The following is a 25,813-nucleotide window of genomic DNA, read 5'->3' as shown; positions in this document are numbered from 1 at the left end:
CGAAGCTACGGAAGTCGTGTAACAGCCCCCTGGGCGGCGGTACGGACGGCGTCGACGATGTCCTCCGGCGTCGCGAACTTCGAGATCGCCGCGGCGACCCCGCGGCTCGTCGCCACGTCGACGATGTCGGCGTCGTGCTTGCCGGTGAGCAGCAGCACCACGGGCCGGTAGCTCTCGACGCGCGTGAGTGCCTCCAGCGCATCCATCATGGTCGTGCCATCGGCGAACTTCGCGGCGACGCACACCACGTCGGGTCGCTGTTCGTTAGCCAGCCGCATGAGGTCGTCAACGGTTTCGCCCTGCCCCACGATATCGATGTCGGCCGGGGCATCAAGAATGAGCGAAAAGCCAGCACGAACCAACAGGTGCGGCTCCACCACGACGACGCTTGTCGACGACATAGCCACCTCCCCTTCGGCGCCGGAGCGCGGTTGCTTTGCCCGAACGGTACCTACCCCCGGTAACGCGCACCTTGAGCCGCGGCAAATTACAGGTGTGTATTCCTGTTCCCCACGCCCATCAGGTCAGGCGACCCTTAGAATTACTTGAAGAGGTGCCCCATGAAGAACATCAGTACGCGTCTGCTCATGACGTGCGCCGCCATTGGCGTCGCCGGCGGTGTCCTATTCACCGCCCATGCCTGGCTTGGGCTCATCACGGTGAACACGGTGCCGTTCGTCTACGGCCTCACGATGGGCCTCTATTTCTTGCCTGGGGCGCTCGCCCAGTCGCTGTTCCACCGGCCCGGCATCGCGCTGCTCACAACGGCGCTCTCGGGTCTCGTCGCGAGCCCGTTCCAGCCCATCTTCTTCATGGCGTTCCTCACGAGCCTCATGATCGGCGTGGTGCAGGAGATCCCGTTCCTCGTCACCCGCTACCGCATCTGGCGGCCGTGGCTCTTCGTGGTGAGCGGCGTGCTCAGCGCGGGTATCACGGCGGGCGCGGCCTTCGGCATCCTCGGCGGCGAGGACTACGGCACAGCCGGCACGATCCTCATCGTCGGCTGCTTCCTCATCTCGCCGCTCGTGTTCACGATGATCGGCGTCTGGCTCGCGGGCGCGCTCGACCGCGCCGGCGTCGCGCGCGGCCTGCAGCAGGACGAGCGCCGGCAGCGGTGACCGCCCCGCTGCTGCGTTGCGACCAGCTCTCCGTCACGCACCGCGACGCCGCGCGGCCCACGCCGGCCAGCGTGAGCTTCGAGGTCGCCACGGGCGAGGCGCTGCTCGTGCTCGGCCCCTCGGGCAGCGGCAAGTCAACGCTCGCGCTCGCGCTGAACGGCCTCGTGCCGAAGAGCGTGTGGGCGGATGTGTCGGGTCGCGTCGAGCTTGGCGGTCGCGACCTCGTCGAGTTGCGGCTCGCCGACGCGAGCGCGCACATCGCGATGGTGTTTCAGGATGCCGACGCGCAGATCGTCGCGGGCACCGTCTATGACGAGGTCGCCTTCGGGCCCGAGAATCTCTGCGTGCCCGTCGACGAGATCGAGCGCCGCGTCGAGGCCGCCCTGCGGGCCGTGCGCCTCTGGGATCGCCGCGACGACGCCCCCGAGGTGCTCTCGGGCGGCGGGCGCCAGCGGCTCGCGATCGCCGCGGCAATCGCGCAGGGCTCGCCCTGCATCGTGCTCGATGAGCCCACCGCGAACCTCGACCCGCGCTCGGCCGCCGAAGTCTACGACGTGCTCGGTGAGTTGCTCGCGCGCGGTGACGTCGGCATCGTGCTCGTCGAGCACAACCTCGATCAGGCGCTGCGCATCGCCACCCGGGTGCTCGTGCTTGACCACGAGGGGCGCGTCGCCGTCACGGGCTCGCCGCGCGAGGTGCTCGTCGACCACGCCCACGTGCTCGCCGAGCTCGGCGTCTGGCTGCCCGTCGCGACGCAGATCGGCGCGCGACTCTGGGGCGCGGGCGTGCACTTCGACGAGCTGCCGCTGACGATCGACGAGCTTCGCCGCACACTCACGGTCACGTCCGCGCTGCCCGAGGTTGCCGAGCGCCCGTCACCGGCCCCCGCCGACGCTCCCGAAGCCATCGGCGCCCGCGGGCTCTTCGGCCAGCTGTCGTTCTCGCTGCCCGCCGCATCCTTCACCGCGCTCGTTGGGCCGAACGGCGCCGGCAAGTCGACGCTGCTGCACGCGCTCACGGGCATCACTCCCCCGGGCCGCGGGCACGTGTTCGTCGGCGGCGACGACCTCACTCGGCTGCCCGAGCGCGAGCTGCGCGACCGCATCGGCATCGTCTTCCAGAACCCCGAACAGCAGTTTCTGACGGGGCGGGTTTGGGACGAGCTCGCGCTCGAGCTGCGCAGCCGCGGGCTCGACGAGGCCGAGGTTGAGGCGCGGGTTCGCGCATCCCTCGAGCGCTTCGACCTCACGGCGCACGCAGAGCAGCATCCGTTCGTGCTCTCGGGCGGGCAGAAGCGCCGGCTCTCGGTCGCGACGGCGCTCGTGTCGGGCGCGAGCACCCTCGTGCTCGACGAGCCGACGTTCGGGCAGGACGAGGCGCGCGCCGCCGAGCTTGTCGGCATGCTGCGCGAGCTTGTCGCCGGGGGCACCACGGTGCTCATCGCGACCCACGATCTGCAGCTCGCGGCCGAGGAGGCCGACCGGGTGCTCGTGCTCGACGACGCGCGGCTCGTCGCCGACGGCGCAACGCACGATGTCATCGCCTCGGGCGTGCTCGAGCGCGTAGGTCTTGGGCTGCCGCCGGTCGCTGCGGCGTTCCGCGGTATCGCGGGCCCGCACGGCGCGATCACGCGCATGCGCGAGGTGCCCGGGCGCGAGGTGTGGCGATGACCGCCGAGCGCCAGCCGTTCCTGCGCCGCATCCACCCGCTCAGCAAGTTCGTGGTCGCGCTCGTGCCCATGGTCGCGCTGTTCTTTGTCGACGGCTGGCGCGTGCCCGCACTCGTCGGGGTGGTCGCGCTCGGCACGGTGCTCGTCGGCTCGCGGATGCGCTGGCGCCAGCGCATAGCGCTCGTGGTCGGCCTGCCCGTGCTCGCGTTCATTCTCTCGATCACCCTCGGCGTCTGGGTGAACCCCGTGCTCGGCGAGGGCACGCCCGTGATCGCGCAACTCGGCGAGTGGCAGTTCACGCTCGGCACCTGGGAGCACGGGCTTGCGAACTCGCTGCGCCTCATCGCCTTATTCGCGCTCGCGCTGCTCAGCGGCTCGTCGACTTCCGGCGACGACTTCGTGCGCGCGCTCGTGCAGCACCTGCACGTGCCCTATCGCTTCGGTTACGCGGGGCTCGCAGCGTTCCGCTTCGTGCCGCGGTTCCGCACCGAGCTCGAGAACATTCGGCGTGCGCACCGCGCCCGCGGCATGGTGTTCGGGCGCGGGCTCGGCGGCTGGTTTCGCCGGCAGCGCGCGTCGCTCGTGCCGCTGCTTGCCGCCTCGATGCGGCACGCCGACCGCGTGGCACTCGCCATGGATGCCCGCGGCTTCGGCTACGCCGCCACCCGCACCGAGCGCCACCCGCTGCGCATCGTCGCGACGGACTGGCTGTTTCTCGTCGTCGGACTCGCCGTCTTTGCCGCGTGCTTCGTCGTTGGACTTGCCTAGCTACTGAGCAACAAGAAGGCGGGCGCCCCATCGGGACGCCCGCCTTCTTGTTTGTTAGCGCTCGCTACTCCGCGTGATTCCCACGACGGATGCGCATGAGCACCAGGCTCGCCGTGAGTAGCACGCCGCTCAGCGCGAGCAGCGGCACGATGCCGTCGACGCCAGTGGTGGCGAGGCCGTTGGTACCGGCTTCGGGAGTGCTGGTCGAACCAGTGCTCGAAGTCGAACCGGAGCCATCCTGCGTTCCCGTAGCGACCGGCGTCTCCGAAGTACCAGGCTGCTCCGGCTCCTCCAGCCCAGTCGGCGTCGGGGTCGGGGTCGGGGTCGGGGCAGGGGTCGGGGCAGGGGTCTCCCCGCCGCCATTTTCGACCTCGCAGTCGAGCATGCCCGAGCGCAGGGCCTCCGGCTGCAGGCCGTCGGCGAACCACCAGACGGGGCGCTGGCCGTCAACGCAGAAGTCGATCGACGAGACGGCGAAGCCCTCGTTGTTCAGGTTCTCCATGCCGGTCGGGCGGTCGATCTGCACGACGTCGGGCGTGGTGGTGCCGTTCAGCGTGAGCTGCGCGAGGCGGCCGTTGTAGCCGTCGTCAGCCTCAACCCAGAGCACGCCGAGCGCCTCGTCGTAATCGAGGCCCATGGCACCGCCGATCTGCGGGTCGAGGTCAGCGACGAGCTCAGCCGAGCCGTCGGCGTTGAAGACGAAGGCGTACACGTGGCCGTTGTCTTCGAGCGCGACGAAGAAGACGCCGCCGGAGACCGCGTTCGGGTAGTTCGCGGGGTCGTAGACGCCCGCGTCGCCGACGAGCTGGTCACCTAGAGCATCGTTCGAGACCCACTCGACGGCCTCGATGCCCACGTTCGCGTTTACGGACGGCAGCAGCTCGGTGAGGTCCCACTCGTTCTGCGCGATCAGATCGGGGCCTGCCGCATTCGGGTCGACGACGAGCACGCTGTCGTAATTCACGCCCTTTGCACTGTTGTCGCGCTCGGAGGCAACGTAGACCAGGCCGTCGCCGTCGACCGTGATGCCCTCGGTGTCGGGGCCCGCGGCATCGGGGTTGTCGGCGTCCTTGGCGTAGCGCACGCGCTTTCCGTCGGCCCAGCCGTCAGCGACCGTCACGGTGCCATCGGCCTGCGCGTCCGCCTTCCAGATGGTGCCGGTGCCATTGTCAACCGCCCAGAGCGCGCCGTCGGCGAAGTCGAGGCCCGAGGAGTCCTCGAGGAACGTGGGCTCGAGGTCCTGCACCGTCACGTCCTGGCTACCGGGCCAGGCGATGACGTCGGGAATGCCGGCGCACTTGTTGCGCTCGCCCGGGGTGGGCTCACTCGTGACGCCAAAGTCGCCGGTCGCGTCGGGGCAGCGGCCCCAAGTCTCGGCGGCGTGCTCGGTCCACGCGGTCTGCTCGACGACGGTGTCGCCATCGACGATGCGCACCTCGTCGCTGCCGCCGAGGCCGAAGCCGAAGTCGCTCTCGGTGAGCACGAGGTAGTCGTTCGCCTCGATGACAGTGCCGGCGGCGATCGTGTAGTCGCGGTCGTTGCCGTCCATCACGCCGAGGCCCGACACATCGAGGGGCTCGTCGAGCGGGTTGTACAGCTCGATCCAGTCGTCGCCGCCCGCGGCGTCAGACGACTCGACCTCGTTGAGCACAACCGGGTTGCCGCACGAGTTCGCCTCGCCCTTCGTCGCCACCGCGACGTCGACGAAGTCGCCGGTGCCATCCGGGCAGCGCGCGAGCACACCATCCGCGTGCTCGGCGTAGCTGTGCTCGGCGACCGTCTGGCCAGCCGCATCGCGGATCGTCACGGTGTCGCCATTGCCGAGGCCGAAGGTGAAGTGCTCGCCGCCGTCGAAGACGAAGAACTCGCCCGGCTGCAGCGTCGTGCCGTCGGCCAGCGGGGTGACGGCGGCCGCGTGGCCGATCGGGTCGTTGTCCATGAGCGTCCAGCCCGAGATGTCGACGGCGGTGTCGCCGGTGTTCACGATCTCGGCCCAGTCGGTGACGTCGCCGTTCGACTCGATCTCGTTGATCGCGACGCTCGGTGCGACGCCCTCGTTCGCGGCGCCCGGGGTGGCGTAGCTCAGCGCGAAGTTGCCCGTCGCATCCGGGTAGCGCGACCACGTCGCGGCGGTCTCGTCGCCGTCGATGGCCGGGTGTTCCGTCCAGCTGTAGTTCTGAATGAGTGTGCCGGCGGCGTCGTAGACGCGGATGCTGTCGCCCGAGCCGATTCCGATGGCGGCCTCGAACGTGCCGGGCACGTAGGTGTCGGTCGCGTCGTCGAAGTACTCACCCTCGCTCGCCGCGTCGACGACGAGGTACTCGCCCGGCGCGATCGAGGTGCCGGCGGGGAAGCGCCAGCGGTGGTCGTCGGAGTTGTCGCGAATCTCGTAGCCCGAGATGTCGAGCGCCTCGTCGCCGGGGTTCGTGAACTCGACCCAGTCGGCGGGCGACGAGTCGATCTCGTTGAGGATGAGCTCGGCCGGGGTCGGCTCGACCTCGACGGGCTCGCAGTTGTTCGCGGCGCCGAGGGTCACCTCGGTGCCGGGGGCCCAGTCGCCCGTGCCGTCTTCGCAGCGCGACCAGTCGGCGAGCGGGGCGGTGTTCTCGTAGTCGAGGCGGTCGACCTCGGCGCCCGAGGCGTCCTTGAGCACGACCGAGTCGCCCTTGCCGAGGCCGAAGGTGAAGTCGACGTCGGCGTTGAGCACGAGGTACTCACCAGGCGCGAGGCTGCCGCTGAGGTCGCCCTCGCCCGGGCGGTCCTTGTCGTCGTGCACGCTCCAGCCGGCGAGGTCGACAGCGGCCGAGCCCGCGTTGAACAGCTCGATCGCGTCTTCGCTGCCCGAGACGTCGTCGTAGACGACCTCGTTGATGACGACGCCGCTGAAGTTGTTCGCGGCGCCCTTCGTCGGCACCGCGGTCTCGGCGAAGTCGCCGGCGGCGTTCACGCCGTAGCTCACCTCGGCGTGGCCGTCCCAGCTCTGCTCGGTGACGAGGGTCGTGCCGTCGGGCGCGAACAGGCGCACGCTGTCGGTGCCGCCGAGGCCGAAGTCGAAGTCACCGGCGCCGTCGTTGAGCTCGTCGAACACGAGGTAGCCACTCGCGGCGACGACGGTGCCGGCAGGAATCACGAAGGTGTGGTCGTCGTCCGAGTCGCGCAGGATGTAGCCCGAGAGGTCGACCTCGCTGTCGGCCGGGTTGAACAGCTCGATCCAGTCGCCGGGGTTGCCCCCGCTCGACTCGACTTCGTTGATGACAATGTTGTTATCGACCGGCGCGGCCAGGGCGATCGAGGGCGCGGCCATGAGGCCGGCGCAGCCGATCGTCGCAGCAGCGAGCAGCGAAAGCGGGCGACGAGCGCGCATTCATACTCCTGGGGCAGGGGCGGGGGTTGAACCCAGCTACCCAATCCCGCCCACCTAAGCGGCAGGTGTCGCCTCAGTGAACGCGAGGCAAACCCCGCCCGGCCAAGGGGTTAGAACTGCGCGAATTCGTCGAGCTCGCGGCCGCCCGGCGACGCGGGCTGCACGTGCGCCTCGACGCCGGCCTCGGCGAGCATGTCGCGCATCCGGTCGCGGTGCGAGGGCGTGACGAGCGTGATGACCGTGCCGCTCGCATCCGCGCGGCCCGTGCGGCCCGCACGGTGCACGTAGGTCTTGTGGCCGATCGGCGGGTCGAACTGCACCACGAGACGAATGTCGTCGACGTGAATGCCGCGCGCGGCGACGTCGGTCGCGACGAGCACGTCGACCTTGCCCGACTGAAACTTGTCGAGGTTCGCGGTGCGCTCCTCCTGCGTGAGGTCGCCGTGCAGCGCGAGCGAGGTCACGCCGTGCTCGGCGAAGGCCTCGACGAGCCGGTCGGCACCGAGCTTCGTGCGCACGAACACAAGCACGCGGCCGCCCGAGCCGGCGAGCTGCGCGGCCACCGCATCCTTGTCGTCGCGGCGCACGGTGAGGATGCGGTGGTCGATCGCCGCTCGGTCGTCGGCGACCTCGTAGACGGCCGGGTTCGGCAGGTAGCGCTCGACCAGGCCGCGCACCTGACTGTCGAGCGTGGCCGAGAAGAGCATCCGCTGGCCCGAAGGTCGCGTGCGGAACAGGATGCTGTTGACCTGCTCGATGAAGCCCATGTCGCTCATGATGTCGGCCTCGTCGAGCACCGTGATGACGACCTGGCTGAGGTCGAGGGTGCCGCGGTCGGCAAGGTCATTGATGCGCCCCGGCGTGCCAATGACGATGTCGACGCCGCGCTTGAGGCCCTCGCGCTGACGCGCCGCGGGCACGCCACCGTAGAGCTGGGTCGTGAAGAAGCCGATCGCGCGGGCGAAGGGCTGAATGGTGCGGTCGATCTGCAGCGCGAGCTCGCGGGTCGGTGCGAGCACGAGCGCCCGCGGGGCGCGGCCCTCAACCCGACCGCGCTTGCCGCGCAACAGGAACAGTCGCTCGACGAGCGCAGCGCCAAACGCGATGGTCTTGCCCGAACCCGTGCGACCGCGGCCGAGCACGTTGCGACCGGCCAGCGCATCTGGAATCGTCGCCACCTGCAGCGGGTAGGGCGTCTCGGCGCCCTGCTTCGCGAGCTCGCGGATGATGCGCGGCCCAAGCCCGAGGTCGGCAAACGTCACACCCTCAGCCTCGGCGGCCGTGATGGTCGTGGCGGGCAGGGGCGCGTAGACCTCGTCGGTCTTGAGCCGCGGGGCGCGCCGCTCGGGCGCCTCGCGCTTCGGCTCAGCCTTCTCGGCCGGCGTCGGCGCGGGGCGCGCGGACGGCTCGGGCCGGTAGCGCTTGTTATTGAACTTGCCCGCGCCCTTTTTCTTGCGCGGGTCATAGTTCGAGGGGGCCTTGTAGCCGCGGGCCATCTGGCACCTCCTGGTTTCTGACTCCCCAGCCTAGCGAGCTACGCCAACCCGGCCTCCTGCAGCTTCTGCTCGTTGCGCTCGGCGCGGCGGTTGGCGCGCTTCTCGCGGCGGCCCTCGACGAGCACGTAAAGCGCGGGCAGCACGACGAGTGTGAGCAGCGTCGACGAGAGCAAGCCGCCGATCACGACCACCGCCATCGGCTGCGAGATGAAGCCGCCGTGGCCCGTGATGCCAAGCGCCATCGGGGTGAGGGCGAGGATCGTGGCGAGCGCGGTCATGACGATCGGGCGCACACGGCGCGTGGCGCCATCGAAGGTCGCCTCTCGCACGTCGTTGCCTCGGTTCCTGAACTGATTCACGAGGTCGATGAGCACGATCGCGTTCGTCACGACAATGCCGATGAGCATCAGCACGCCGATGAGCGAGGCCACGCCGAGCGGCAGACCTGTCGCGACCTGCAGCAGGATCGCGCCTGTCGCGGCGAACGGCACCGACACGAGCAGCAGCAGCGGCTGCAGCAGGCTCTTCAGCGTCGCCACCATGACGATGTAGACCACGAGAATCGCGGCGAGCATCGCGAGGCCGAGCTGCTGGAATGCCTGCTGCTGGTCGGCCGCGCTGCCGCCGAGCTCGGCGGTCGCGCCGCCCGGCAGCTCGATGCCGTCGATCGCCTCAGTGATCGCGCTGCTCATGCCGCCAAGGTCGTCGCTCTCGCTCACGATGGTGAGGTCGGTGTAAGGCGTGCTCGACTCGGCCGTGATCGACACGGGGCCGTCAGTGACCTCGACGTCGGCGAGATCACTCAGCGGCACGACGCCGGTGCCGGTCTGGATGTCGAGCTCGCGCAGCTCGTCGACGCTCACGGGCGGCTCCTCGTCGCCGACGAAGTAGACCTGCAGCGAGCTGCCGTCGATCATGATCGAGCCAGCGGGCACAGGCTGAAGCGCCTGCATCACCTGCCCGCCGATCGCGACCTCGTTGAGGCCAGCCTCGGCCGCTGCGGTCTGGTCGATGTTGAGCTCGATAAACGGGCGGGTTTCGTCGATGCCGGTGTTCACCTGCTGCACTCCCTCGACGCCCTCGACCGCGGGAGTTACGGCATCGACGGCCTCGCGCAGCGCGTCGGCGTCGGGCGCGCTGACGCGCACCGTGACGTCGGTGCTAAAGCCGGCGCTCGCGCCGATCTCAACGTCGCCGAGGTCGTCGCGGGCGTCGATTTCGTCGCGCAGCTGCGACTGAATCGCGTCGGCGTCGGCGTCGGCGTCGGTCGTGATTGACCAGGTGATGGTGTTCGAGCCGCCGCCCGTGAACATCGAGATGAGGTCGCCGCCGCCGTAGCTCACCTGCACGATGTCGATGCCCTCGGTGTCGTCAAGCACGCTCTCGAGGCGCTCGGCGTACGCCGTCTTCGCGTCGAGCGAGGCGTTGACGCCGACCTCCTGCGACATCTGAAAAGTGTTCTGCCCGGCCGAGCCGAGGAAGTTCGTCTTCATGAGTGGAATGAGCGCGATCGTTCCGGCGAGCACGACGACGGCACCCACGAGCACCCAGCCCGGGCGCACGATGATGCGGCGTAGCAGCGGCTCGTACAACTTCTGCAGCCAGTTGCGCGGCTCGTCGGCCTCCGCATCCGCCGCGTGCGCGGCGTGCGTCTCGACCTCCGACGCGCGCACCTTCGAGCCGCCCATGAACCAGTACGCGAGCACGGGCACGATCGTGAGCGAGACGAACAGCGAAGCGAGTAGGGCGACCGCGCTCGTCAAGCCGAAGGGCCGGAACAGTTCGCCGGTGACGTCGCCGACGAAGATCACAGGCAGGAACACCGCAACGGTCACGAGTGTCGACGCGGTGATCGCCATGCCGACCTCGCGCACCGCCTCGGTGATGACCTTGACGCGCTCGCCGCCGCGCAGGGCAGCCGACGGATTCATCGTGAGGTGTCGGCGGATGTTTTCGACCACCACGATCGAGTCGTCAACGACACGACCGATCGCGATCGTCAGCGCGCCGAGCGTGAGCACGTTGAGCGAGTAGTCGAGGAAGTAGAGGGCGATGAACGTGACGAGCAGCGACGTCGGAATCGAGATCGCGGTGATCAGTGTCGCGCGCACCGAGAAGAGGAAGAAGAAGATAACGAGCACGGCGAAGACGAGGCCGAGCAGGCCCTCGGTGACAAGCGTGTCGATCGACTGCTGGATGAACGGGGCCTGGTCAAGCGCGACGGTCACGGTGACGTCGTCGCCGAGCGCCGCCTCGATTTCTGGCAGCACTGAGGCGACGGCCTGCGACACCTCGACGGTGTTCGCCGAGGGGCGCTTCGTGACCGAGACGGTGAGCGCATCCTCACCGTTCACGCGCGAGATCGAGGTGATCGGTGCGTAGTCCTGCTCGACGTCGGCGACGTCGCCAAGGGTCACGACGGTGGGGGTCGCGGCCGGCGCCGTCGGGTCCTGCTGGGTAGTCGCATCCGCCGACACCGGCATCGGGATCTCGCGGAGCTCGTCGACCGACGCGAGCAGATCGCCTGCCTGCACCGTCAGCGTCTCGTCGCCCTCGGTGATCGTGCCAGCGGGTACGAGTACGCCGGCGTCGTCGAGGGTGTCGGTGATGTCCTGCAGCGACAGGCCGTTCGCCGCGAGCGCCTCCTGGTCGGGCGCGATCGTGATGCGCTCGGCGCGGTCGCCCGAGACGTCGGCGGCGCGCACGCCGTCCAGGCCGCGCAACTCGGGCACGGCGAGCTGCTCGACGCGCTCGGCAAGCTGCGTCGGGTCGCCGCCCGTGAAGGCGAGCTGCACGACGGGAAGGTCGTCGATCGAGCCCGAAAGCACGCTCCAGTCGGCGTCTTCGGGCAGCTGCGCGTCGATGCGGTTGAGGGCCTGCTGGATGCGTTGCTCGGCATAGACAATGTCGGTGCCGAACTCGAAGCTGGCCGAGACAACCGACTGGCCGTCGCTCGACGTCGTCGTCGTCGATTCGAGGCCCTGCAGGCCCTGCAGCGCCGACTCGATCGGCTGCGAGACGTCCTCGTCGACGATCTCGGGCGAGGCACCCTGGTAGCTCGTCACCACAGAGACCTGCGGGAGCGAGATCGAGGGGATCAGCTCCTGCTTCAGGTTCGTCATGAGGAGCGCGCCGAAGATCGCGATCGACACGGTGATGAGAGCGATGAGGGCGCGGTTGGCGAGACTGAGCTTGGCAAGGGCGTGCACGAGTGCAAGTTTTTCACACTTGGGCAAACATCGGGGCGGTTCGCTAGCCTCACGCCGTGGACGATTCTTATCAGTACGGCCTACTGCCCCTCGACGCGCCCGATGACGACCCGCGCTGGCGCCAGTACCTCGACGTGTTCCGCCTCACCCTGCTCGACGAACCGGCGGGCGACGCGCAGCTCGCGTTTTTCCGTCGCAACCGCCGCGCCGACGACGCCCGGCTTGCGATGATCACGACACGCACGCACGTCGGTGACACCGTCGTGGGCGGCTGCTCGTCGATCGTCGGCCGCTACAACGCGGGCGCCGAGGACGCGGCGACGCTCGTCATCAACACCATCGGCGTCAACCCCGCGCACCGCCGCCGCGGCCTGCTGCGCGAACTCATGACGCAGCAGCTGCAGCAGGCGAAGGCCGACGGCATTCCGTTCGCGACGCTCTCGGCGAGCGAGGCGACGATCTACGGCCGCTTCGGCTTCGCGCCGAGCACCCGCATCGGCGAGGTGACGATCGACGTCAACAAGTTCAAGCTGCGGCCCACCGCCCCGGTAGCCGCGGGCCAGGTCGAGTGGATCGAGCCTGGCTTCCTTGCCGAGCACGTCGACCGCGTCACTGATGCTTTCCATGCCCGGCAGCTCGGCTCGGTCCGGCCGTACGCGCGCACGAAGATGGAGATCCTCGGCGAGTGGTCGGGCGAGGCGCAGGGCCCCGCGAAGAAGCTCCGGGCCGTCGCCCACTTCGACGAGTCGGGGCAGGTCGACGGCTTCGCGACCTTCGAGCACACGGGCTGGGAGCAGCCACGCCGAGTCAAGGTCTTCTCGCTGTTCGGCAGCACGCTCGGCGTCGAGCTCGCGCTCTGGCAGGCACTCGCGAGCATGGACCTCATCGGGCAGCTCGGCTTCTACACACACCCCGGTGACCCGCTGCCGCTCGCCCTCACCGACGAGCGGGCCATGGAGATTAAGGACTTCGGCGACTGGACCTGGCTGCGCATCCTCGACCTCCCCGCGGCCATCGCGGCCCGCTCGTTTGACCGCGACGGCGAGGTGATCGTGCGCGTCGAAGACGGCCTCGGGCTCGCGGACGGCGTCTGGCATATCACGGTGCTCGGCGGGCGTGGCTCGGCGGTGACGACGGATGAGGCGCCGCACGTCGCGCTCGACATTGCCGAACTGGCGCGCATCTGGGAATCGAACGACTCCCCCGTCGCGCTCGCACACGTCGGCCGCGTCGAGGGCGAGCCCGGCGCGATCCGCGACTTCGCGAGCCTCTTCTACCGCGCCGAACCGGTGCGCAACCTCACGGGCTACTAGGCCCGCGCATCCCACACCCGATTGGAGTCACCGTGACAAGCGAAACGTGGCAAGTAAATGGGCCCGAGTCGATCGACGTCGGCCTCGTGCGGCGTGTGCGCGCGAACCTCATGGGCGGCAGCGTCAACGTCGTCGCCCACGACGACGCGAGCTGCCGGGTCGAGGTGGATGGGCTGACGGGTCGCGACCTCAAGGTCGAGCTCGACGGCGACACGCTCACGATCGACCACCCGCAACTCGACTGGCAGCAGTTCGGCACCTCGGTGCGCACGCTCGTCGACAGCCCGAGCGCGGAGGTCTACGTGCTCGTGCCACGGCGCTGCGACGTGAACGTCAAGGCCACCTCGGCCGAGGTGCTCGTCGCGGGCGTCGAGGGCGAGGTGTCGATCTCGACGGTGAGCGGCGAGCAGTTCGCCGACCAGACCGGCGGCACCCTCGCGCTGAGCTCGGTGTCGGGCAACGTCACCGCGCGCGAGCATGCCGGTCGCGTCGACGCGAAGACGACGACGGGCGACATCACGGTTTCGGGCACGCTGCTCGAGTACACGGGCAATACCGTCTCGGGTTCGGCGGTCGTCGACCTGCTCGATGCCGGCACCCGCCAGTTCACCCACAACACGGTGTCGGGCCGGGCCACGGTGCGACTCGCGGCGGGCACGAACCCGAGCTACAACATCCAGACCGTCACCGCGACGACGCACATCGGCGATGACACGATCGACCCGCTGCACGGTCGCCGGCACCGCGAGCAGGCGACCGGCGACGGCGACTCGCTCTTCCTGCGCCTCAACTCGGTCGCCGGTTCGATCACCGTCGTCGAGGCCGAGACCAACGAACCCGCCGCGAGCGCCGCACACCGCGTCGACGATTCCCCCGTTGATTTCAGCAACGCCCCCAAGGTGCAGCGCGTGAACGAGCCCGAGGCCCAGGCCGCGCGCGAGCCGAGATCCGAGGGCGAGCGGCCCGACGTCACAGGCTTCCGCACTGCGACCGGAACGGAGGAGTCATGACCCCGGTACTGCGAGACGACGAGCTGCGCCTCGTCACGCTGACGCTGTTGCACGAGCGGCCGCGCGAGTTCACCGAGCTGCGCGAGGCCCTGCGCGAGCGCCTCGGCGGCAACTACAACGTCGCGGGCTCGGTGCTGTCGCGGCTGCTGCACGACCTCGAGCGCGACGGCTCGGTAACGCCGAGCCACGGCGCGACGAAGCTGCTCTACGCGACCACGCTGCAGGGCGAGGCCGAGGTGCGGTCGCGGACTGACGAGGCAACACGCATCACCGGCGCCGCCGACTCAGTGCGGGCGCGAGCGGATGCGGTGCGCGCGTCTGCCGCCGAGGCGCGCGACACGCTGCGGGCCACGCTCACGCCCGCCCTCGAACGGGGCGAGCTCGCGCAGCGTCTCGACGCGGCGGCCCAGTCGTTCCGTCAGCAGCTCCGCGCCGCGGCACGCACGGCGGATGAGACGGGTCGTCTCACGCCCGAGCTGGTCGCACGCGTCGAGGCCGAGATTCTCGGGGCGCAGGCGCGCATCCGCGAGGAGCTCGCCGGCGCGTAACGTAGTGGGGGTGACCGTCACCCCCATGCCCACGTCGCGCCTGTTGCGCAACGCGGCGCTCGTGTTGGCCGGCGGCACGGTCGGCGCGGGCCTACGCTTCGCCCTCACGAGCCTCGTGCCGCTCGACGCGGTGTGGACGACGCTCGTGATCAACCTCGTCGGGGCATTCGCGCTCGGCGTGCTCACCGCGATCGCGCTGCGCCGCGGCACCGAGCAACTGCGCCTGCTGCTCGGCAGCGGCCTGCTCGGGGGCTTCACCACCTACTCGTCGTTCGCGTTCGACGTGAGCACGCTCGCCGCATACGGCGAGTTGACCTGGATCGTCGTCGCCATGACGTCGCTTTTCGGTGGCTTCGCCCTCTCGGCGCTCGGTTGGAGGCTCGGCGGTGCCTGAGTTCACGCCCCTGTTGCTGCTCGGCGTCGCGCTCGCCGGCGGCCTCGGCGCGGCCGCGCGCTACGTCACCGACACCCTGCTGCGCGAGCGGCGCGAGTGGACGGCGCCCGCCGCGACGTTCCTCATCAACGCCACGGGCTCGTTTCTGCTCGGCCTGTTCACGGGGCTCGTGACCGACGGCACCTGGCACGCGCTGCTCGGCGCCGGCTTTTGCGGTGGCTTCACCACCTTCTCGACCGCGATGCTCGACGCCGTGCGGCTCTGGCGCGAGCAGCGTCGCGGCCGCGCCGCCGTGTTCCTGTTCGGGCAGTTCACCGTCTGCGCCGTGTTCGCGGTCGCCGGCGCGCTGCTGTTCGTGACGCCGCCGTCGGCCTAGCTCTCGAGCCGGTCGATCGCATCCTCGCCGATCACGAGGGCCTCGTCGAGCACGTCGGCCGGGTCCATGCCCGGGCCGTAGCCGAGGAACGCGATGCGGTCGTCGCGGCGCGACCAGCCGCCCGCGATCTTCGGCGTGCCGCCGGCATCGCGCAGCCCGAGCGGGGCGAGGTGGCGCAGCGACTCACGGCCGCCCGTGGCCCAGATGATCGCGTCGACCTCGACCTCGGCACCGTCGACGAAACGCACGCCCCCGGGCAGCAGCCGCTCGAGGGGACCCGCGGAGTTCAACGTGCCACGGCGGCGCGCGTCAAAGATCTCGCGGGTCAGCGGAATGCCGCGCACTGAGACGTCGCTTGGCATGCGCTTGCCGCGCTCAATCATGCGGCGCACCTTCGAGAGGTTCGCGTCGGTGAGCTCCCTCACGGTGAGGGTGCGGCTCGGCAGGATGCCGAAGCTTGGCCGCTCGTGAAAGTCGGGTTCGCGCCGGGTCGACCAGAGCGTGTGCGCACCCCGGCGCTCAAGCTCGAGCAGCACCGAGACCGCTCCACGGCCGCCGCCGACGACGAGCACGCGCTGCCCTCGGAACTGGCCGAAGTGGTCGATGCGATACGCGTGCAACTGCGTGCCCCGGTACTCGAGCTGCCCCGGGTACCAGGGCACGAACGGGTTCGACCAGCTGCCGGTCGCGTTAATGACGATGCGCGTCGACATCTCGATTTCGCCGCCCACCGGGCCCTGATAGAACACGCGCAGGTCGTCGCGGCGCGGCTTCGAGCGCACCTGGTGCACGCGCATCCCGTGCGCGACGAAGAGCCCGTACGCATCTTCGTAGCGCCGCCACGCCGAGCCGACCGCCTCGTGCACCCGCCGCGCGGGGTCGAGGTCGCGAAAGCCGAGGCCGAGGTCGGCCTGTCCGGCGAGGTCAATCAACTCGCCGAACTGCAGGGCGCGCCCAATCGTCAGCGAGTTCCAGGCGTGCTGCCAGGTCGAGCCGGGCTGCGGCTGCGCATCCAACACGACGAAATCGCGCAGGGCCTCCAGGCCGAGCGCGCGCAGCGAATAGGCGGCCGTGAGTCCTGCCGCGCCCGCACCGATCACCGTGATATCGATGCTGCGGGAGGCTGGCACGCGGGCTCCTGAAGTGAAGAGGGACGCTTAGTGCAAAGGATACGGAACGCGCGCTGCAAACTCGGCGTCCTCACCGTGCGTGGTAAAGTTGCCCCACAATATTTATGTATGTCATTCCGTGCTGCGTCGGTACATCCGACCAGCACGATAGCTATTAGGGGGGTTACGCATGGGGCGTGGCCGTCAGAAGGCAAAGCACACCAAGGTCGCTCGGGAGCTGAAGTACAACATCCCCGAGACCGACTACGAGTCGTTGCAGCGCGAACTCCAGGGCAACCACGACGAGCCGGTGGTGACTTCGAGCGACGAGTCTGAAGAAGACGAGCTCTCGAAGTGGGCTGAGTACATCGACGACGATGGCGAGTACGAGGCCGGGGACGACCTCGACCAGCGTCGCCGCGCGTAGCGCACTTCCCGTATGGAAAACCTGCAGGCCCCGGGGATCGCGATGTCGATCATCCTGGGGCTCATGCTTGTCGTCGGTAACTTCACCGCGCTCGCCGCGATCCGCCTCGCGATCTCGGGGCGCATCCTGCCCGGCACCCTCGGCGGCATCCGCACGAACGCGACCCGCGCCTCCGACGAAGCCTGGCACGCGGCGCACGAGGCGGCATGGCCGTGGGCGCTGGTGTGCAACGGGCTCGGCATGGTCGCCGGCATTGCGACGATGGTGCTCGGCAACACCGTGCTGCCGTTTCTCGTGGCGGGCGGCACGGCAGTGATCTGCACCGCGATCGGCGCGCTCGGCCAGATCGTCATTGGCCACCGCGCCGCGCAGCGCACGCTCGAGCGTTAGTTCGCGTAGCTGCCGACGAGCTGCACCGCGCCGCCGTCGACGCCCTTCGCACCCTGCTCAAAGCCGGCAAGGTCGCGCTCGCCGATCGTGACCTCACCCGCGATCCAGGCCTCGTGGCCCTCTTCGCGCACGGCGTCGATGACCGCGTCGGCGCGTGCGGCGTCGACGATGGCAAACATGCCGATGCCGAGGTTCCAGGTGCCCTCAACCGACTCGAGCGAGGCCCCAGCGAGCTCGGTGAGTACGCGGAAGACCGGCAGCGGCGACCAGCGCGAGCGCTCGAGCTGCGCCCAGCTGCCGCGGGGCAGCACGCGCGCGAGGTTCGCGGCGATGCCGCCGCCGGTGACGTGCGAGAACGCGTGAATCGCGCCGTCGAGCTCGGGCCGGCGCAGCACGCGCACGAGCTCGCCGGTGTAGAGGCGGGTGGGCTCGAGCAGGGCCTCGCCCCACGTCGTGCCGAGCTCGTCGGAGTGCGCGCGCAGGTCGACGCCGTGGTCGGCGATGAGGCGGCGCACGAGCGAGTAGCCGTTCGCGTGCAGGCCGGATGCGCCGATCGCGACGATCACGTCGCCGTCGGTCACGCGCTCGGCACCGAGCACGCGGTCGGCCTCGACCACGCCGGTCGCGGCGCCCGCGACGTCGTACTCGTCGTCGCCGAGCAGGCCCGGGTGTTCGGCGGTCTCGCCGCCGGTGAGGGCGGTGCCGGTCGCGGCGCAGGCGCGCGCGATGCCCTCAACGATGTTCGCGATGCGCTCGGGCACGACCTTGCCGCAGGCGATGTAGTCGGTCATGAACAGGGGCTCGGCGCCGACCACGATGATGTCGTCGACGACCATGCCGACGAGGTCTTGGCCGATGGTGTCGTGCTTGTCGATGGCCTGCGCGAGCGCGACCTTCGTGCCCACACCATCTGTCGAGGTCGCGAGCAGCGGCCGCTGGAACTTGGTGAGGCGCGACGCGTCGAAGAGCCCCGCGAAGCCGCCAAAGCCGCCGAGCACCTCGGGGCCATGGGTGGCCTGCACGGCCTGTTTCATGAGTTCAACGGCGCGGTCGCCCGCGCGCGTGTCGACACCGGACGCCGAGTACAGCTCATCGCTCATGCGCTCAAGCCTAGGCGACGAGGCGGCCCCGCAACGTCTCGAGCTCCGCGTCGCTCAGGCCGGCACCGCGGAGGGTGGCCCACGCATCAAATCCGTCGAGCTGTTCGGCGACGGCCGACTCGATCGTGAAGCCGTTGCGCTCGAGCGCCGCGTCGATGAGGTGCGACTGGTCGGGGAAGTCCATGCGCTCGAAGAACGGCGTGAGCGCGGCGGTCGAGATGCGGTAGTCGGCGGCGATCGCCTCGGGCTCGACGTCGGCGAGGGCGAGCAGCGTGAACGCGACGAGGCCGGTGCGGTCGCGGCCGATCGCGCAGTGGAACAGCACGCCGCCCGGCGCCTGGGCCATCGCCCGCAGCACCGCGACAACCCGCTCGGGCTGCTCCCGCAGCACCGGAGTGAAAAAGCGGGGCGAGCCCAACCGGCCCTCTTCGCGCATCCGCTGCCAAAACGCGTGGTCGCGCGTGTTGTCGAGCGGCACGCGCACGCCGAACACGCCCTCGGGCAGCTCGGCCTCGGGAGTCGGCGGCACGCGGTAGGCGTTCGCCCGCTCCTCGTCGGCGTTGCGGGGCTCGACGTGCGTCTCGAAATCGTTGCGCAGGTCGAAGACGGTGCGGATGCCCGCCTCGGCCATCTGCCCCAGGCCGGCCTTGGTGACGTAGCGCAGGTCGGCCGAGCGAACGTAGCCGCCGTGGGTGGTCGTGCCGCCGCCTCGCGTCGGCAGCCCGCCGAGGTCGCGCGCGTTGTAGAAACCGTCCCAGCCGAGAAGTCGTTCGCTCATGGCTCCATGGTCGCCCATGTGAATGTCGTGGACGCTGCGCGAGGGGCGCAGAAAGTGGGATGATGGAAGTCGCCTTGTTTCGCTGCCAGTCAGGAGCGCCCCATACCGTGTGCGGCATCGTCGGTCATGTTTCGACCAACCTCGTCAACCAGCAAATCTACGACTCGCTCCTGCTGCTGCAGCACCGCGGCCAGGACTCGACCGGGATCGCGACCGCCGAGGGCAGCACGCTGCACCAGGTCAAGCTGAAGGGCCAGGTGCGCGAGGGCTACCGCACTCGCGACATGCGCAACCTGCTCGGCAACGTCGGCCTCGGCCACGTGCGCTACGCCACCTCAGGCTCGGCGAAGAGCGAAGACGAGGTGCAGCCGTTCTACGTGAACGCGCCATACGGCCTGGTGCTCGTGCACAACGGCAACCTCACGAACACCCGCGAGCTCACCGATGAGCTCTTCAACATCGACCGCCGGCACCTCAACTCGCCGAGCGACACCGAGATCCTGCTCAACGTGCTCGCGAACGCGCTGCAGGAGCAGATTTCGGGCGCCGACCTCACGCCCGACGAACTGTTCGACGCCGTCGCGAACGTGCACCAGCGCGTCGAGGGCTCGTACGCCGCGATCACGCTCATTGCCGGCCACGGGATGCTCGCGTTCCGCGACCCGTTCGGCATCCGCCCGCTCGTGCTCGGCCGTCGCCTCGACGAGGTCGGCCGCGAGGAGTGGGTCGTTGCCTCCGAGAGCCTCGTGCTCGACTCGGGCGGCTACGAGCTCGTGCGCGACATCGAGCCCGGCGAGGCCGTGTTCATCACGAACGCCGGCCGCATGTACTCGCGCCAGTGCTCGACGTCGACGCAGCTGTCGCCGTGCTCGTTCGAGTACGTCTACCTCGCGCGCCCCGACTCGACGATGTCGGGCATCTCGGTCTACGACACCCGCCTGCGCATGGGCGAGAAGCTCGCCCACAAGGTCGAGCGCGAGCTCGGCGTCGATGAGATCGATGTCGTCATGCCGATTCCCGACTCGGCTCGCCCCGCCGCGATGCAGCTCGCCGAGACCCTCGGTATCCCGTACCGCGAGGGCTTCTACAAGAACCGCTACGTCGGCCGCACGTTCATCATGCCGGGCCAGAAGGCCCGCAAGAAGTCGGTGCGCCAGAAGCTCAACGCACTGCCGAGCGAGTTCGAGGGCAAGAACGTGCTGCTCGTCGACGACTCGATCGTGCGCGGCACGACCTCGAAGGAGATCGTCGAGATGGCCCGCTGGGCCGGCGCGAAGAAGGTCTTCTTCGCCTCCGCGGCCCCGCCCGTGCGCTACCCGCACGTCTACGGCATCAACATGCCGACGCGCGGCGAACTCGTCGCCTCGGCCCGCACGGTCGAAGAGGTCTGCTCGGTCATCGGCGCCGACGCGCTGATCTACCAGGACGTCGACGACCTGTTCGACGCCATCACCCAGGGCTCCGACGTAACGAGCCTCGACATGTCGTGCTTCACCGGCGAGTACGTGACCGGCACAGTCACGCCCGAGTACCTCGCCTGGCTCGAGACCTCACAGACCTCGTAGCCAGCGCTTCGGCCGCCGCTCAGGCACCTCCGCAAAACCCTTGCGTTATATAACGCAGAAGTTTTAGACTGGACGTGATGTGGAGCGTAGACATCGAGTTGATTGAAGACTGGCTGACCGCACTGGACGACCGAACATACGAACAACTCGTCGCCGCCTTCGAGTTGCTCGCTGAGCAGGGCCCCAACTTGGGTCGCCCACTCGTCGACACCGTGTCGGGCTCCCGTCATCGAAACATGAAGGAGCTGCGACCAGGTTCGAGCGGGCGCTCAGAACTGCGAGTCCTGTTCGCGTTTGATCCCGAGCGGAAAGCAATCGTGCTGGTCGCCGGCGACAAGGATGGCAACTGGAAAAAGTGGTACTCGAAGAACATTCCGTTGGCAGATGACCGCTTCGACGGTCATCTTGAGCGGCTGAGGAGGAAATAATGGCCAAGAGTCTCGATGAACTACTGCAGAAGCGCCCCGTCGACCGCGCGCGCGTGGACGCACATAAGAAGCGAATGCTGGACGAGGTTCGTGCCCACCGACTCAAGGAACTCCGCCAGGCATCTGAACTCACTCAGGTTCAGTTGGCCGAGCGACTTCAGATGAGCCAGAACCGCGTTTCGATGATTGAGAGAGGCGACATCGAGCGAGCAAAGGTCGACACGTTGCGCCGCTACGTCGAAGCGGTCGGCGGAGAGCTCCGCATCGAGGTTGAGCTCGGTGACGAGCGCATCCAAATCGCCTAACTCGAGGCCGAGGCCGCCGCTACTGCTCGCGGGTCAGCGTGATCTTGCGAGTGCGGCGGCCGATGACGAAGTCGACGATGGCGGCGATGCCGACGACGATGATCGTCGTGAGCGCCGTGACGAAGACGAGCAGGAAGCCGAGCACCTGGCCGCGCGAGAACTCCTCGTGCTCGGGGAACACGTAGGTGAACACGAACGCGAGGATCACGCCGAGGCCCAAGCCGAGCGCGATCCAGCCGCGCATGTTCACGCCGCGGCGCACCTTCGTGGTGACGGCGGTGGGGCCCCGCTCGTCGACCTCGGCACCCTCGGCGACCTCGAGCTCGACGTACTCCGCCTCGGGCTCCAAGTAGTCGAGCTCGGCGGGAGCACCGGATTCTGCAGGCGCTGCGGGCTCGGCGTCGGGGGTTTGGGGGTCAGACATGGCTTCTATTCTCTCACTCACCGACCGAACAGCGGCAGCGCGGCCGACACGTCGGCGCGAACGCCGGATGCGCGCACCGCGGGGCCCGCGTCGGCCCACGCGAGCACGCCGGTCGCGAGCGCGAGCCAAGTCTGCGCATCCGTCTCAATCACGTTCGGGGGCGTGCCACGCGTGTGGCCCGGGCCGGGCATGCACTGCACCGCGCCGAACGGCGGCACGCGCACCTCGACGGCGTGGCCGGGCGCGCGCTCGGCGAGCAGCTGCAGCGTGTAGCGCACTGCGGTCGCGAGCTCGGCGCGCGTGAGCGTCTCGCCGGCGTCGCGCGCCGCCCGCCAGGCGGCGATCGCGGCGTTGCCGTCGGGGTCGGAAATCGTTGCACGAGCCATGCCTCCATTGTCGCAACCACGACATCCGGGCTGCTGGCCGGTACCCTGGAGCAGTGAAGATTCTGGTACTCGGCTCGGGTGCTCGCGAACACGCCCTCGTGGCGTCGCTCGCCCGCGAAAACGCCCACGAAATCGTCGTCGCTCCCGGCAATGTCGGAATGGAGGCGCTGGCAGAGCGCATCCGCATCGATCAGACGAACCCTGAACTCATCGCTGACTTCGTGAAGAACGAGCAGGTTGAGCTCGTCGTGATCGGCCCCGAGGCGCCGCTCGTCGCGGGTGTCGCGGATGCGGTGCGCGAGCTGGGCGTGCCGGTGTTCGGCCCATCGAAGGCCGCGGCCGCGCTCGAGGGCTCGAAGTCGTTCGCGAAAGACATCATGCAGCGCGCCGGCGTGCCCACGGGCCGCGCGGTGAAGCACAGCGAGCTCAGCGAGGTCATCGCGACGCTCGACGAATACGGCGCCCCCTACGTGATCAAGGCCGACGGCCTCGCCTCGGGCAAGGGCGTCATCGTCACCGAAGACCGCGGCGACGCGATCAGCCACGCCGACCATTGGCTCACGCACGGCCCCGTGCTCATCGAGGAGTTCCTCGACGGCAGCGAGGTCTCGCTGTTCTGCTTCAGCGACGGCGAGACGGTGCGCGCGCTGCCGCCGGCACAGGACTTCAAGCGCCTCTTCAACAACGATGCCGGCCCGAACACGGGCGGCATGGGCGCGTACACGCCCGTGCCGTTCCTCAACGACCAGTTCGGTGGCGAGCGCGACTTCATGCAACTCGTGGTCGACCAGGTGGCGCAGCCGGTCGTCGACGTCATGCGCGCCGACGGCGTGCCGTTCCAGGGCCTGCTCTACTGCGGCCTCATCGTGACGGCCGCGGGCATCCGCGTCATCGAGTTCAACGCGCGCTTCGGCGACCCCGAGACGCAAGTCGTGCTGCAGCGCCTCGCCGAGCCGCTCACGCCCCTGCTCTACGAGTCGGCGAACGGCACGCTCGGCAGCCACGCCCGCGAGCTCGAGCTCAACGACGCGTCGGCGGTCACCGTCGTGCTCGCGTCGGAGGGCTACCCCGACAAGGTGCGCTCAGGCCGCGAGATCACCGGCATTGCCGACGCCGAGGCCACCGGCGCGCAGGTGTTCCACGCCGCGACCGGCGTCGCCGACGAGGCGATCACCGCCACTGGCGGCCGCGTGCTCAACGTGGTCTCGACCGCCGAGACGATTCAGCAGGCCCGCCGCGGCGCCTACGCGGCGCTCGGACTCATCCGCCTCGAGGGCGGCCAGTTCCGCACCGACATCGCCCAGAACGGCGCCGCGCTGCAGGACAGCCAGCTCGCCCGCACCGGCGCGATCTCGCTGAGCGAGGCGCGCGATGTCGCGGCGACGACCGACTCGCTCGCGGTTCAGGCGGCCGAGCAACTGCCGACGCCCGCGGCGGCACTCGCCGAGCCCGAAGCATCCGACGAGCTTGCCGGCTGGCGCCACATCTACTCGGGCAAGGTGCGCGAGGTCTACGAGTCGGAGTCCGACGCCGAGGTGCTCCTCGTCGTCGCGAGCAACCGCGTCTCGGCCTTCGACCACCTGCTCGAGCCCGAGATTCCGGGCAAGGGCCGCATGCTCACCGAGCTGAGCCGCTGGTGGTTCTCGCAGCTTCCGGCCCCGAACCACCTCCGCGAGGCCGAGGGCTGGGGTGCGCAGCTCGACCCCGAGCTCGCCGCGCGCTCGATGCGGGTCGCGAAGCTACAGATGTTCCCGATCGAGTGCGTCGTGCGCGGCTACCTCACGGGCTCGGGCCTCGCCGAATCCCGCGAGACCGGCAGCGTGTGCGGCGTGCCGCTGCCCGCTGGCCTTGAGGACGGCGACCGGCTGCCCGCCCCGATCTACACCCCCGCCTACAAGGCGCCGCAGGGCGAGCACGACGAGAACATCAGCTACGCTCGCACCGTCGAACTCGTCGGCGAGCAGCACGCCGCGCAGCTGCGCGAGCTCTCGCTGCGCCTCTACACCGCGGGCTCGACCATCGCCGCCGAGCAGGGCCTCGTGCTCGCCGACACGAAGTTCGAGTTCGGCCTCGACTCGGCCGGCCACGTCACGCTCGCCGACGAAGCGCTCACCTCCGACTCCTCGCGCTACTGGGACAAGCGTCGCTACAGCGACGAGTCGCGCCCGCTGCCCGAGCGTCTCGCCTCGTTCGACAAGCAGATTGTGCGCAACTGGCTGCGCGAGAACTGGAACGGCGAGGGTACTCCCCCGCAACTGCCGAACGAGATCGTCGAGCAGACCGCGGCGAAGTACCGCGAGCTCATCGACCGGCTGACCGCCGAGCCGGCCGACTAGCTCGCCGGCAAGCTAGCTTTCACGTTCGGCGCGGCGCCAGCGCTCGCGCAGGCGGGCGCGAATCGTGTCGTCCTCCTGCTGCGCCTCAAGCTCGGGCAGCGACTCGTTCCAGGCCTTGATGAGCGCCCAAGCGACGGCGGTCAGCGGCACGGCGATGAGCGTGCCCATGATGCCGCCGAGCACGGTGCCGGTGGTCAGGGCGATCAGCACGACGAGCTCGTGCAGCTTGAGTGACTTGCCGAGCACGACCGGCTGCAGCAGGTTGCCCTCGAGCTGGTTGACGAGCACGACGATGCCGGCGACGACGAGCGCCGGCACGAAGCCGTTCGTCACGAGCGTCACGAGCGCCGCGATGATGCCCGCGAGCGTCGCGCCGACGACCGGGATGAACGCGCAGATGAACACGACGAGCGCGAGCGGCAGCCACAGCGGCACGCCGAGGAACACCATGCCGAGGCCGATGAAGACGGCGTCGACGAGCGCGACGATCACGGTGCCGCGCACGTAGCCGCCCATGACGCCGACCGCGCGGGCGCCCATGAGTTCGGCGCGACGGTGCTGGTTCGTCGGCAGCGGGCGCACGATGAAGCCCCAGATCGACGGGCCATCCTTGAGGAAGAAGAACAGGATCACGACGAACAGCACGGCCGCCATCGCGAAGTTACCGAAGGCCGACAGGCCAGAGGCGAGGCCGCTGCCGACCGCGCCGAAGTTGATGTTCGACAGCAGCGACTGGATAGTCGCCCAGAGGTCGTCGAGGCGAGTGTCGTCGAGCGCGAACTGCGGGAATTGGTTGTTCCACCACGACACGAGCTGGTTGAAGCCCTCGGCGGTGGTCGACACGAGGTTGTCCCACTGGTCCATCACCTGCATCACGACGATCCAGATGAGACCGCCGAACACGACAACGACGAGCAGGAGCACGACGACGGTCGAGAGCACGCGCGGCCAGCGGTAGCGGCTGAGTGCCGAGATCACCGGCTCAAACGCCGAGGCGATGATGAGCGCGAGCAGAATCGGCACGACGACGATGGCCACGTGCAGCAGGCCGAAGATGAGGATGGCGAAGGCGGCGAGGATCAGCAGGCCCTGCAGCGAGCGGGTCGCGACGACGCCGACGCTGTCGGTCCAGAGCTGCGCCGGACGGCGCGGGCTCACGAGGCGACCCTGGCGTTCCTGCTCCTGCGCCTTTGCCCGCAGCTGCGCATCCAGCTCGCGATCTTCGAGCGCGGAATCAGCTAGGGGCACCCCCGCAGCATCGGTCTCCGGCTTCCGTAGACGTCCAAACATGCTTGCCTCC

Annotated in this window: 24 protein-coding genes; 14 read left to right on the top strand and 10 right to left on the bottom strand. The window is 69.3% G+C overall.

Going from position 1 to position 25,813, the window contains the following annotated elements:
* Nucleotides 1-5 precede the first annotated feature (5 nt).
* On the bottom strand, nucleotides 6-401 hold the full coding sequence (locus tag EJL01_RS10480; protein ID WP_125107603.1) for a response regulator: 396 nt from the start codon (nucleotides 399-401) through the stop codon (nucleotides 6-8).
* A 159-nt stretch (nucleotides 402-560) separates the two neighbouring features.
* On the opposite strand from EJL01_RS10480, the gene EJL01_RS10475 reads away from it, so the two are divergent.
* From EJL01_RS10475 to EJL01_RS10465, 3 genes are read left to right on the top strand one after another with little or no spacing between them, the layout of a single operon-like run.
* Entirely contained in the window at nucleotides 561-1,118 is a 558-nt protein-coding gene (locus tag EJL01_RS10475) for an ECF transporter S component (RefSeq protein WP_125107602.1), read from the top strand.
* Nucleotides 1,115-2,788 (top strand): ABC transporter ATP-binding protein, encoded by a 1,674-nt coding sequence (locus EJL01_RS10470; protein ID WP_125107601.1) that lies wholly within the window; start codon nucleotides 1,115-1,117, stop codon nucleotides 2,786-2,788. The genes EJL01_RS10475 and EJL01_RS10470 overlap by 4 nt, the downstream gene beginning before the upstream one ends.
* Nucleotides 2,785-3,555: an energy-coupling factor transporter transmembrane component T family protein gene (locus tag EJL01_RS10465; RefSeq protein WP_125107600.1), complete on the top strand. Its 771-nt coding sequence runs from the start codon at nucleotides 2,785-2,787 to the stop codon at nucleotides 3,553-3,555. The genes EJL01_RS10470 and EJL01_RS10465 overlap by 4 nt, the downstream gene beginning before the upstream one ends.
* Before the next feature lie 64 nt (nucleotides 3,556-3,619).
* Here EJL01_RS10465 and EJL01_RS10460 read toward each other — a convergent pair whose 3' ends face one another.
* The 3 genes from EJL01_RS10460 to EJL01_RS10450 all read right to left on the bottom strand — a co-directional run bounded on the left by EJL01_RS10460 (nucleotide 3,620) and on the right by EJL01_RS10450 (nucleotide 11,624).
* Nucleotides 3,620-6,919, bottom strand: coding sequence for a lamin tail domain-containing protein (locus EJL01_RS10460; protein WP_125107599.1), 3,300 nt, complete (start codon nucleotides 6,917-6,919; stop codon nucleotides 3,620-3,622).
* A gap of 110 nt (nucleotides 6,920-7,029) precedes the next feature.
* Nucleotides 7,030-8,415, bottom strand: coding sequence for a DEAD/DEAH box helicase (locus tag EJL01_RS10455; RefSeq protein ID WP_125107598.1), 1,386 nt, complete (start codon nucleotides 8,413-8,415; stop codon nucleotides 7,030-7,032).
* A 38-nt stretch (nucleotides 8,416-8,453) separates the two neighbouring features.
* On the bottom strand, nucleotides 8,454-11,624 hold the full coding sequence (locus EJL01_RS10450; RefSeq protein ID WP_125107597.1) for an efflux RND transporter permease subunit: 3,171 nt from the start codon (nucleotides 11,622-11,624) through the stop codon (nucleotides 8,454-8,456).
* Nucleotides 11,625-11,680: 56 nt separating this feature from the next.
* Here EJL01_RS10450 and EJL01_RS10445 point away from each other — a divergent pair, with 56 nt between their 5' ends.
* From EJL01_RS10445 to EJL01_RS10425, 5 genes are read left to right on the top strand one after another with little or no spacing between them, the layout of a single operon-like run.
* Complete coding sequence (locus tag EJL01_RS10445) at nucleotides 11,681-12,937, top strand: GNAT family N-acetyltransferase (protein ID WP_125107596.1); 1,257 nt, start codon at nucleotides 11,681-11,683, stop codon at nucleotides 12,935-12,937.
* A gap of 32 nt (nucleotides 12,938-12,969) precedes the next feature.
* Nucleotides 12,970-13,947 carry a DUF4097 family beta strand repeat-containing protein gene (locus tag EJL01_RS10440; RefSeq protein WP_125107595.1) on the top strand — a complete coding sequence of 326 codons (978 nt, stop codon included), beginning with the start codon at nucleotides 12,970-12,972 and terminating at the stop codon, nucleotides 13,945-13,947.
* Entirely contained in the window at nucleotides 13,944-14,495 is a 552-nt protein-coding gene (locus EJL01_RS10435; protein WP_125107594.1) for a PadR family transcriptional regulator, read from the top strand. The genes EJL01_RS10440 and EJL01_RS10435 overlap by 4 nt, the downstream gene beginning before the upstream one ends.
* Before the next feature lie 10 nt (nucleotides 14,496-14,505).
* Nucleotides 14,506-14,889, top strand: a complete 384-nt coding sequence (locus EJL01_RS13010) for a fluoride efflux transporter FluC (protein WP_164509801.1) — start codon at nucleotides 14,506-14,508, stop codon at nucleotides 14,887-14,889.
* Entirely contained in the window at nucleotides 14,882-15,265 is a 384-nt protein-coding gene (locus EJL01_RS10425; RefSeq protein ID WP_164509800.1) for a fluoride efflux transporter FluC, read from the top strand. Before EJL01_RS13010 ends, EJL01_RS10425 begins: the two co-directional genes overlap by 8 nt.
* Here the strand turns inward: EJL01_RS10425 and EJL01_RS10420 are convergent.
* Entirely contained in the window at nucleotides 15,262-16,395 is a 1,134-nt protein-coding gene (locus EJL01_RS10420) for an NAD(P)-binding domain-containing protein (RefSeq protein ID WP_125107591.1), read from the bottom strand. The two genes, EJL01_RS10425 and EJL01_RS10420, sit on opposite strands and share 4 nt — an antisense overlap.
* A gap of 169 nt (nucleotides 16,396-16,564) precedes the next feature.
* Between EJL01_RS10420 and EJL01_RS10415 the strand changes: the two genes are divergently transcribed.
* Together EJL01_RS10415 and EJL01_RS10410 are read left to right on the top strand one after the other, a co-directional pair.
* Nucleotides 16,565-16,801, top strand: a complete 237-nt coding sequence (locus EJL01_RS10415) for a DUF3073 domain-containing protein (RefSeq protein ID WP_125107590.1) — start codon at nucleotides 16,565-16,567, stop codon at nucleotides 16,799-16,801.
* A gap of 42 nt (nucleotides 16,802-16,843) precedes the next feature.
* Nucleotides 16,844-17,191: an SdpI family protein gene (locus EJL01_RS10410; RefSeq protein WP_164509799.1), complete on the top strand. Its 348-nt coding sequence runs from the start codon at nucleotides 16,844-16,846 to the stop codon at nucleotides 17,189-17,191.
* On the opposite strand, the gene purM is transcribed toward EJL01_RS10410, so the two are convergent.
* Nucleotides 17,188-18,291 carry a phosphoribosylformylglycinamidine cyclo-ligase gene (gene purM / locus EJL01_RS10405; protein ID WP_125107588.1) on the bottom strand — a complete coding sequence of 368 codons (1,104 nt, stop codon included), beginning with the start codon at nucleotides 18,289-18,291 and terminating at the stop codon, nucleotides 17,188-17,190. The genes EJL01_RS10410 and purM overlap by 4 nt on opposite strands.
* Nucleotides 18,292-18,301: 10 nt before the next feature.
* Nucleotides 18,302-19,069 (bottom strand): tyrosine-protein phosphatase, encoded by a 768-nt coding sequence (locus EJL01_RS10400; protein ID WP_164509798.1) that lies wholly within the window; start codon nucleotides 19,067-19,069, stop codon nucleotides 18,302-18,304.
* A 107-nt stretch (nucleotides 19,070-19,176) separates the two neighbouring features.
* Here EJL01_RS10400 and purF point away from each other — a divergent pair, with 107 nt between their 5' ends.
* The 3 genes from purF (at nucleotide 19,177) to EJL01_RS10385 (ending at nucleotide 21,367) form a co-directional block, all read left to right on the top strand.
* The gene (gene purF, locus EJL01_RS10395; RefSeq protein WP_125107586.1) at nucleotides 19,177-20,634 is read left to right on the top strand and encodes an amidophosphoribosyltransferase; all 1,458 of its coding nucleotides are present in this window, start codon (nucleotides 19,177-19,179) and stop codon (nucleotides 20,632-20,634) included.
* A gap of 77 nt (nucleotides 20,635-20,711) precedes the next feature.
* Entirely contained in the window at nucleotides 20,712-21,062 is a 351-nt protein-coding gene (locus EJL01_RS10390) for a type II toxin-antitoxin system RelE/ParE family toxin (RefSeq protein ID WP_125107585.1), read from the top strand.
* On the top strand, nucleotides 21,062-21,367 hold the full coding sequence (locus EJL01_RS10385; protein ID WP_125107584.1) for a helix-turn-helix domain-containing protein: 306 nt from the start codon (nucleotides 21,062-21,064) through the stop codon (nucleotides 21,365-21,367). Before EJL01_RS10390 ends, EJL01_RS10385 begins: the two co-directional genes overlap by 1 nt.
* A gap of 19 nt (nucleotides 21,368-21,386) precedes the next feature.
* On the opposite strand, the gene EJL01_RS10380 is transcribed toward EJL01_RS10385, so the two are convergent.
* Both EJL01_RS10380 and EJL01_RS10375 read right to left on the bottom strand, forming a co-directional pair.
* Nucleotides 21,387-21,791 carry a hypothetical protein gene (locus EJL01_RS10380; protein ID WP_125107583.1) on the bottom strand — a complete coding sequence of 135 codons (405 nt, stop codon included), beginning with the start codon at nucleotides 21,789-21,791 and terminating at the stop codon, nucleotides 21,387-21,389.
* A 17-nt stretch (nucleotides 21,792-21,808) separates the two neighbouring features.
* The gene (locus EJL01_RS10375) at nucleotides 21,809-22,177 is read right to left on the bottom strand and encodes a sterol carrier family protein (protein ID WP_125107582.1); all 369 of its coding nucleotides are present in this window, start codon (nucleotides 22,175-22,177) and stop codon (nucleotides 21,809-21,811) included.
* Between the two features lie 53 nt (nucleotides 22,178-22,230).
* Between EJL01_RS10375 and purD the strand changes: the two genes are divergently transcribed.
* Nucleotides 22,231-24,513: a phosphoribosylamine--glycine ligase gene (purD, locus tag EJL01_RS10370; RefSeq protein ID WP_125107581.1), complete on the top strand. Its 2,283-nt coding sequence runs from the start codon at nucleotides 22,231-22,233 to the stop codon at nucleotides 24,511-24,513.
* 12 nt (nucleotides 24,514-24,525) lie between these two features.
* Here the strand turns inward: purD and EJL01_RS10365 are convergent, their stop codons facing one another.
* The gene (locus EJL01_RS10365) at nucleotides 24,526-25,761 is read right to left on the bottom strand and encodes an AI-2E family transporter (protein WP_241209203.1); all 1,236 of its coding nucleotides are present in this window, start codon (nucleotides 25,759-25,761) and stop codon (nucleotides 24,526-24,528) included.
* Between the last annotated feature and the right edge of the window lie 52 nt (nucleotides 25,762-25,813).

It is taken from the genome of Gulosibacter massiliensis (genome assembly GCF_900626105.1).
In the GTDB taxonomy this organism is placed as follows: Bacteria; Actinomycetota; Actinomycetes; order Actinomycetales; family Microbacteriaceae; genus Gulosibacter; species Gulosibacter sediminis.
This window is presented reverse-complemented; position numbering and strand designations above follow the sequence as displayed.

Bases quoted from the DNA above. Each gene is read 5' to 3' on its own strand.
- EJL01_RS10480 (WP_125107603.1), bottom strand. From the start codon at position 401: ATGTCGTCGACAAGCGTCGTCGTGGTGGAGCCGCACCTGTTGGTTCGT.
- EJL01_RS10475 (WP_125107602.1), top strand. From the start codon at position 561: ATGAAGAACATCAGTACGCGTCTGCTCATGACGTGCGCCGCCATTGGC.
- EJL01_RS10465 (WP_125107600.1), top strand. From the start codon at position 2,785: ATGACCGCCGAGCGCCAGCCGTTCCTGCGCCGCATCCACCCGCTCAGC.
- EJL01_RS10460 (WP_125107599.1), bottom strand. From the start codon at position 6,919: ATGCGCGCTCGTCGCCCGCTTTCGCTGCTCGCTGCTGCGACGATCGGC.
- EJL01_RS10455 (WP_125107598.1), bottom strand. From the start codon at position 8,415: ATGGCCCGCGGCTACAAGGCCCCCTCGAACTATGACCCGCGCAAGAAA.
- EJL01_RS10435 (WP_125107594.1), top strand. From the start codon at position 13,944: ATGACCCCGGTACTGCGAGACGACGAGCTGCGCCTCGTCACGCTGACG.
- EJL01_RS10415 (WP_125107590.1), top strand. From the start codon at position 16,565: ATGGGGCGTGGCCGTCAGAAGGCAAAGCACACCAAGGTCGCTCGGGAG.
- EJL01_RS10410 (WP_164509799.1), top strand. From the start codon at position 16,844: ATGTCGATCATCCTGGGGCTCATGCTTGTCGTCGGTAACTTCACCGCG.
- purM (WP_125107588.1), bottom strand. From the start codon at position 18,291: ATGAGCGATGAGCTGTACTCGGCGTCCGGTGTCGACACGCGCGCGGGC.
- EJL01_RS10400 (WP_164509798.1), bottom strand. From the start codon at position 19,069: ATGAGCGAACGACTTCTCGGCTGGGACGGTTTCTACAACGCGCGCGAC.
- EJL01_RS10390 (WP_125107585.1), top strand. From the start codon at position 20,712: ATGTGGAGCGTAGACATCGAGTTGATTGAAGACTGGCTGACCGCACTG.
- EJL01_RS10385 (WP_125107584.1), top strand. From the start codon at position 21,062: ATGGCCAAGAGTCTCGATGAACTACTGCAGAAGCGCCCCGTCGACCGC.
- EJL01_RS10380 (WP_125107583.1), bottom strand. From the start codon at position 21,791: ATGTCTGACCCCCAAACCCCCGACGCCGAGCCCGCAGCGCCTGCAGAA.
- EJL01_RS10375 (WP_125107582.1), bottom strand. From the start codon at position 22,177: ATGGCTCGTGCAACGATTTCCGACCCCGACGGCAACGCCGCGATCGCC.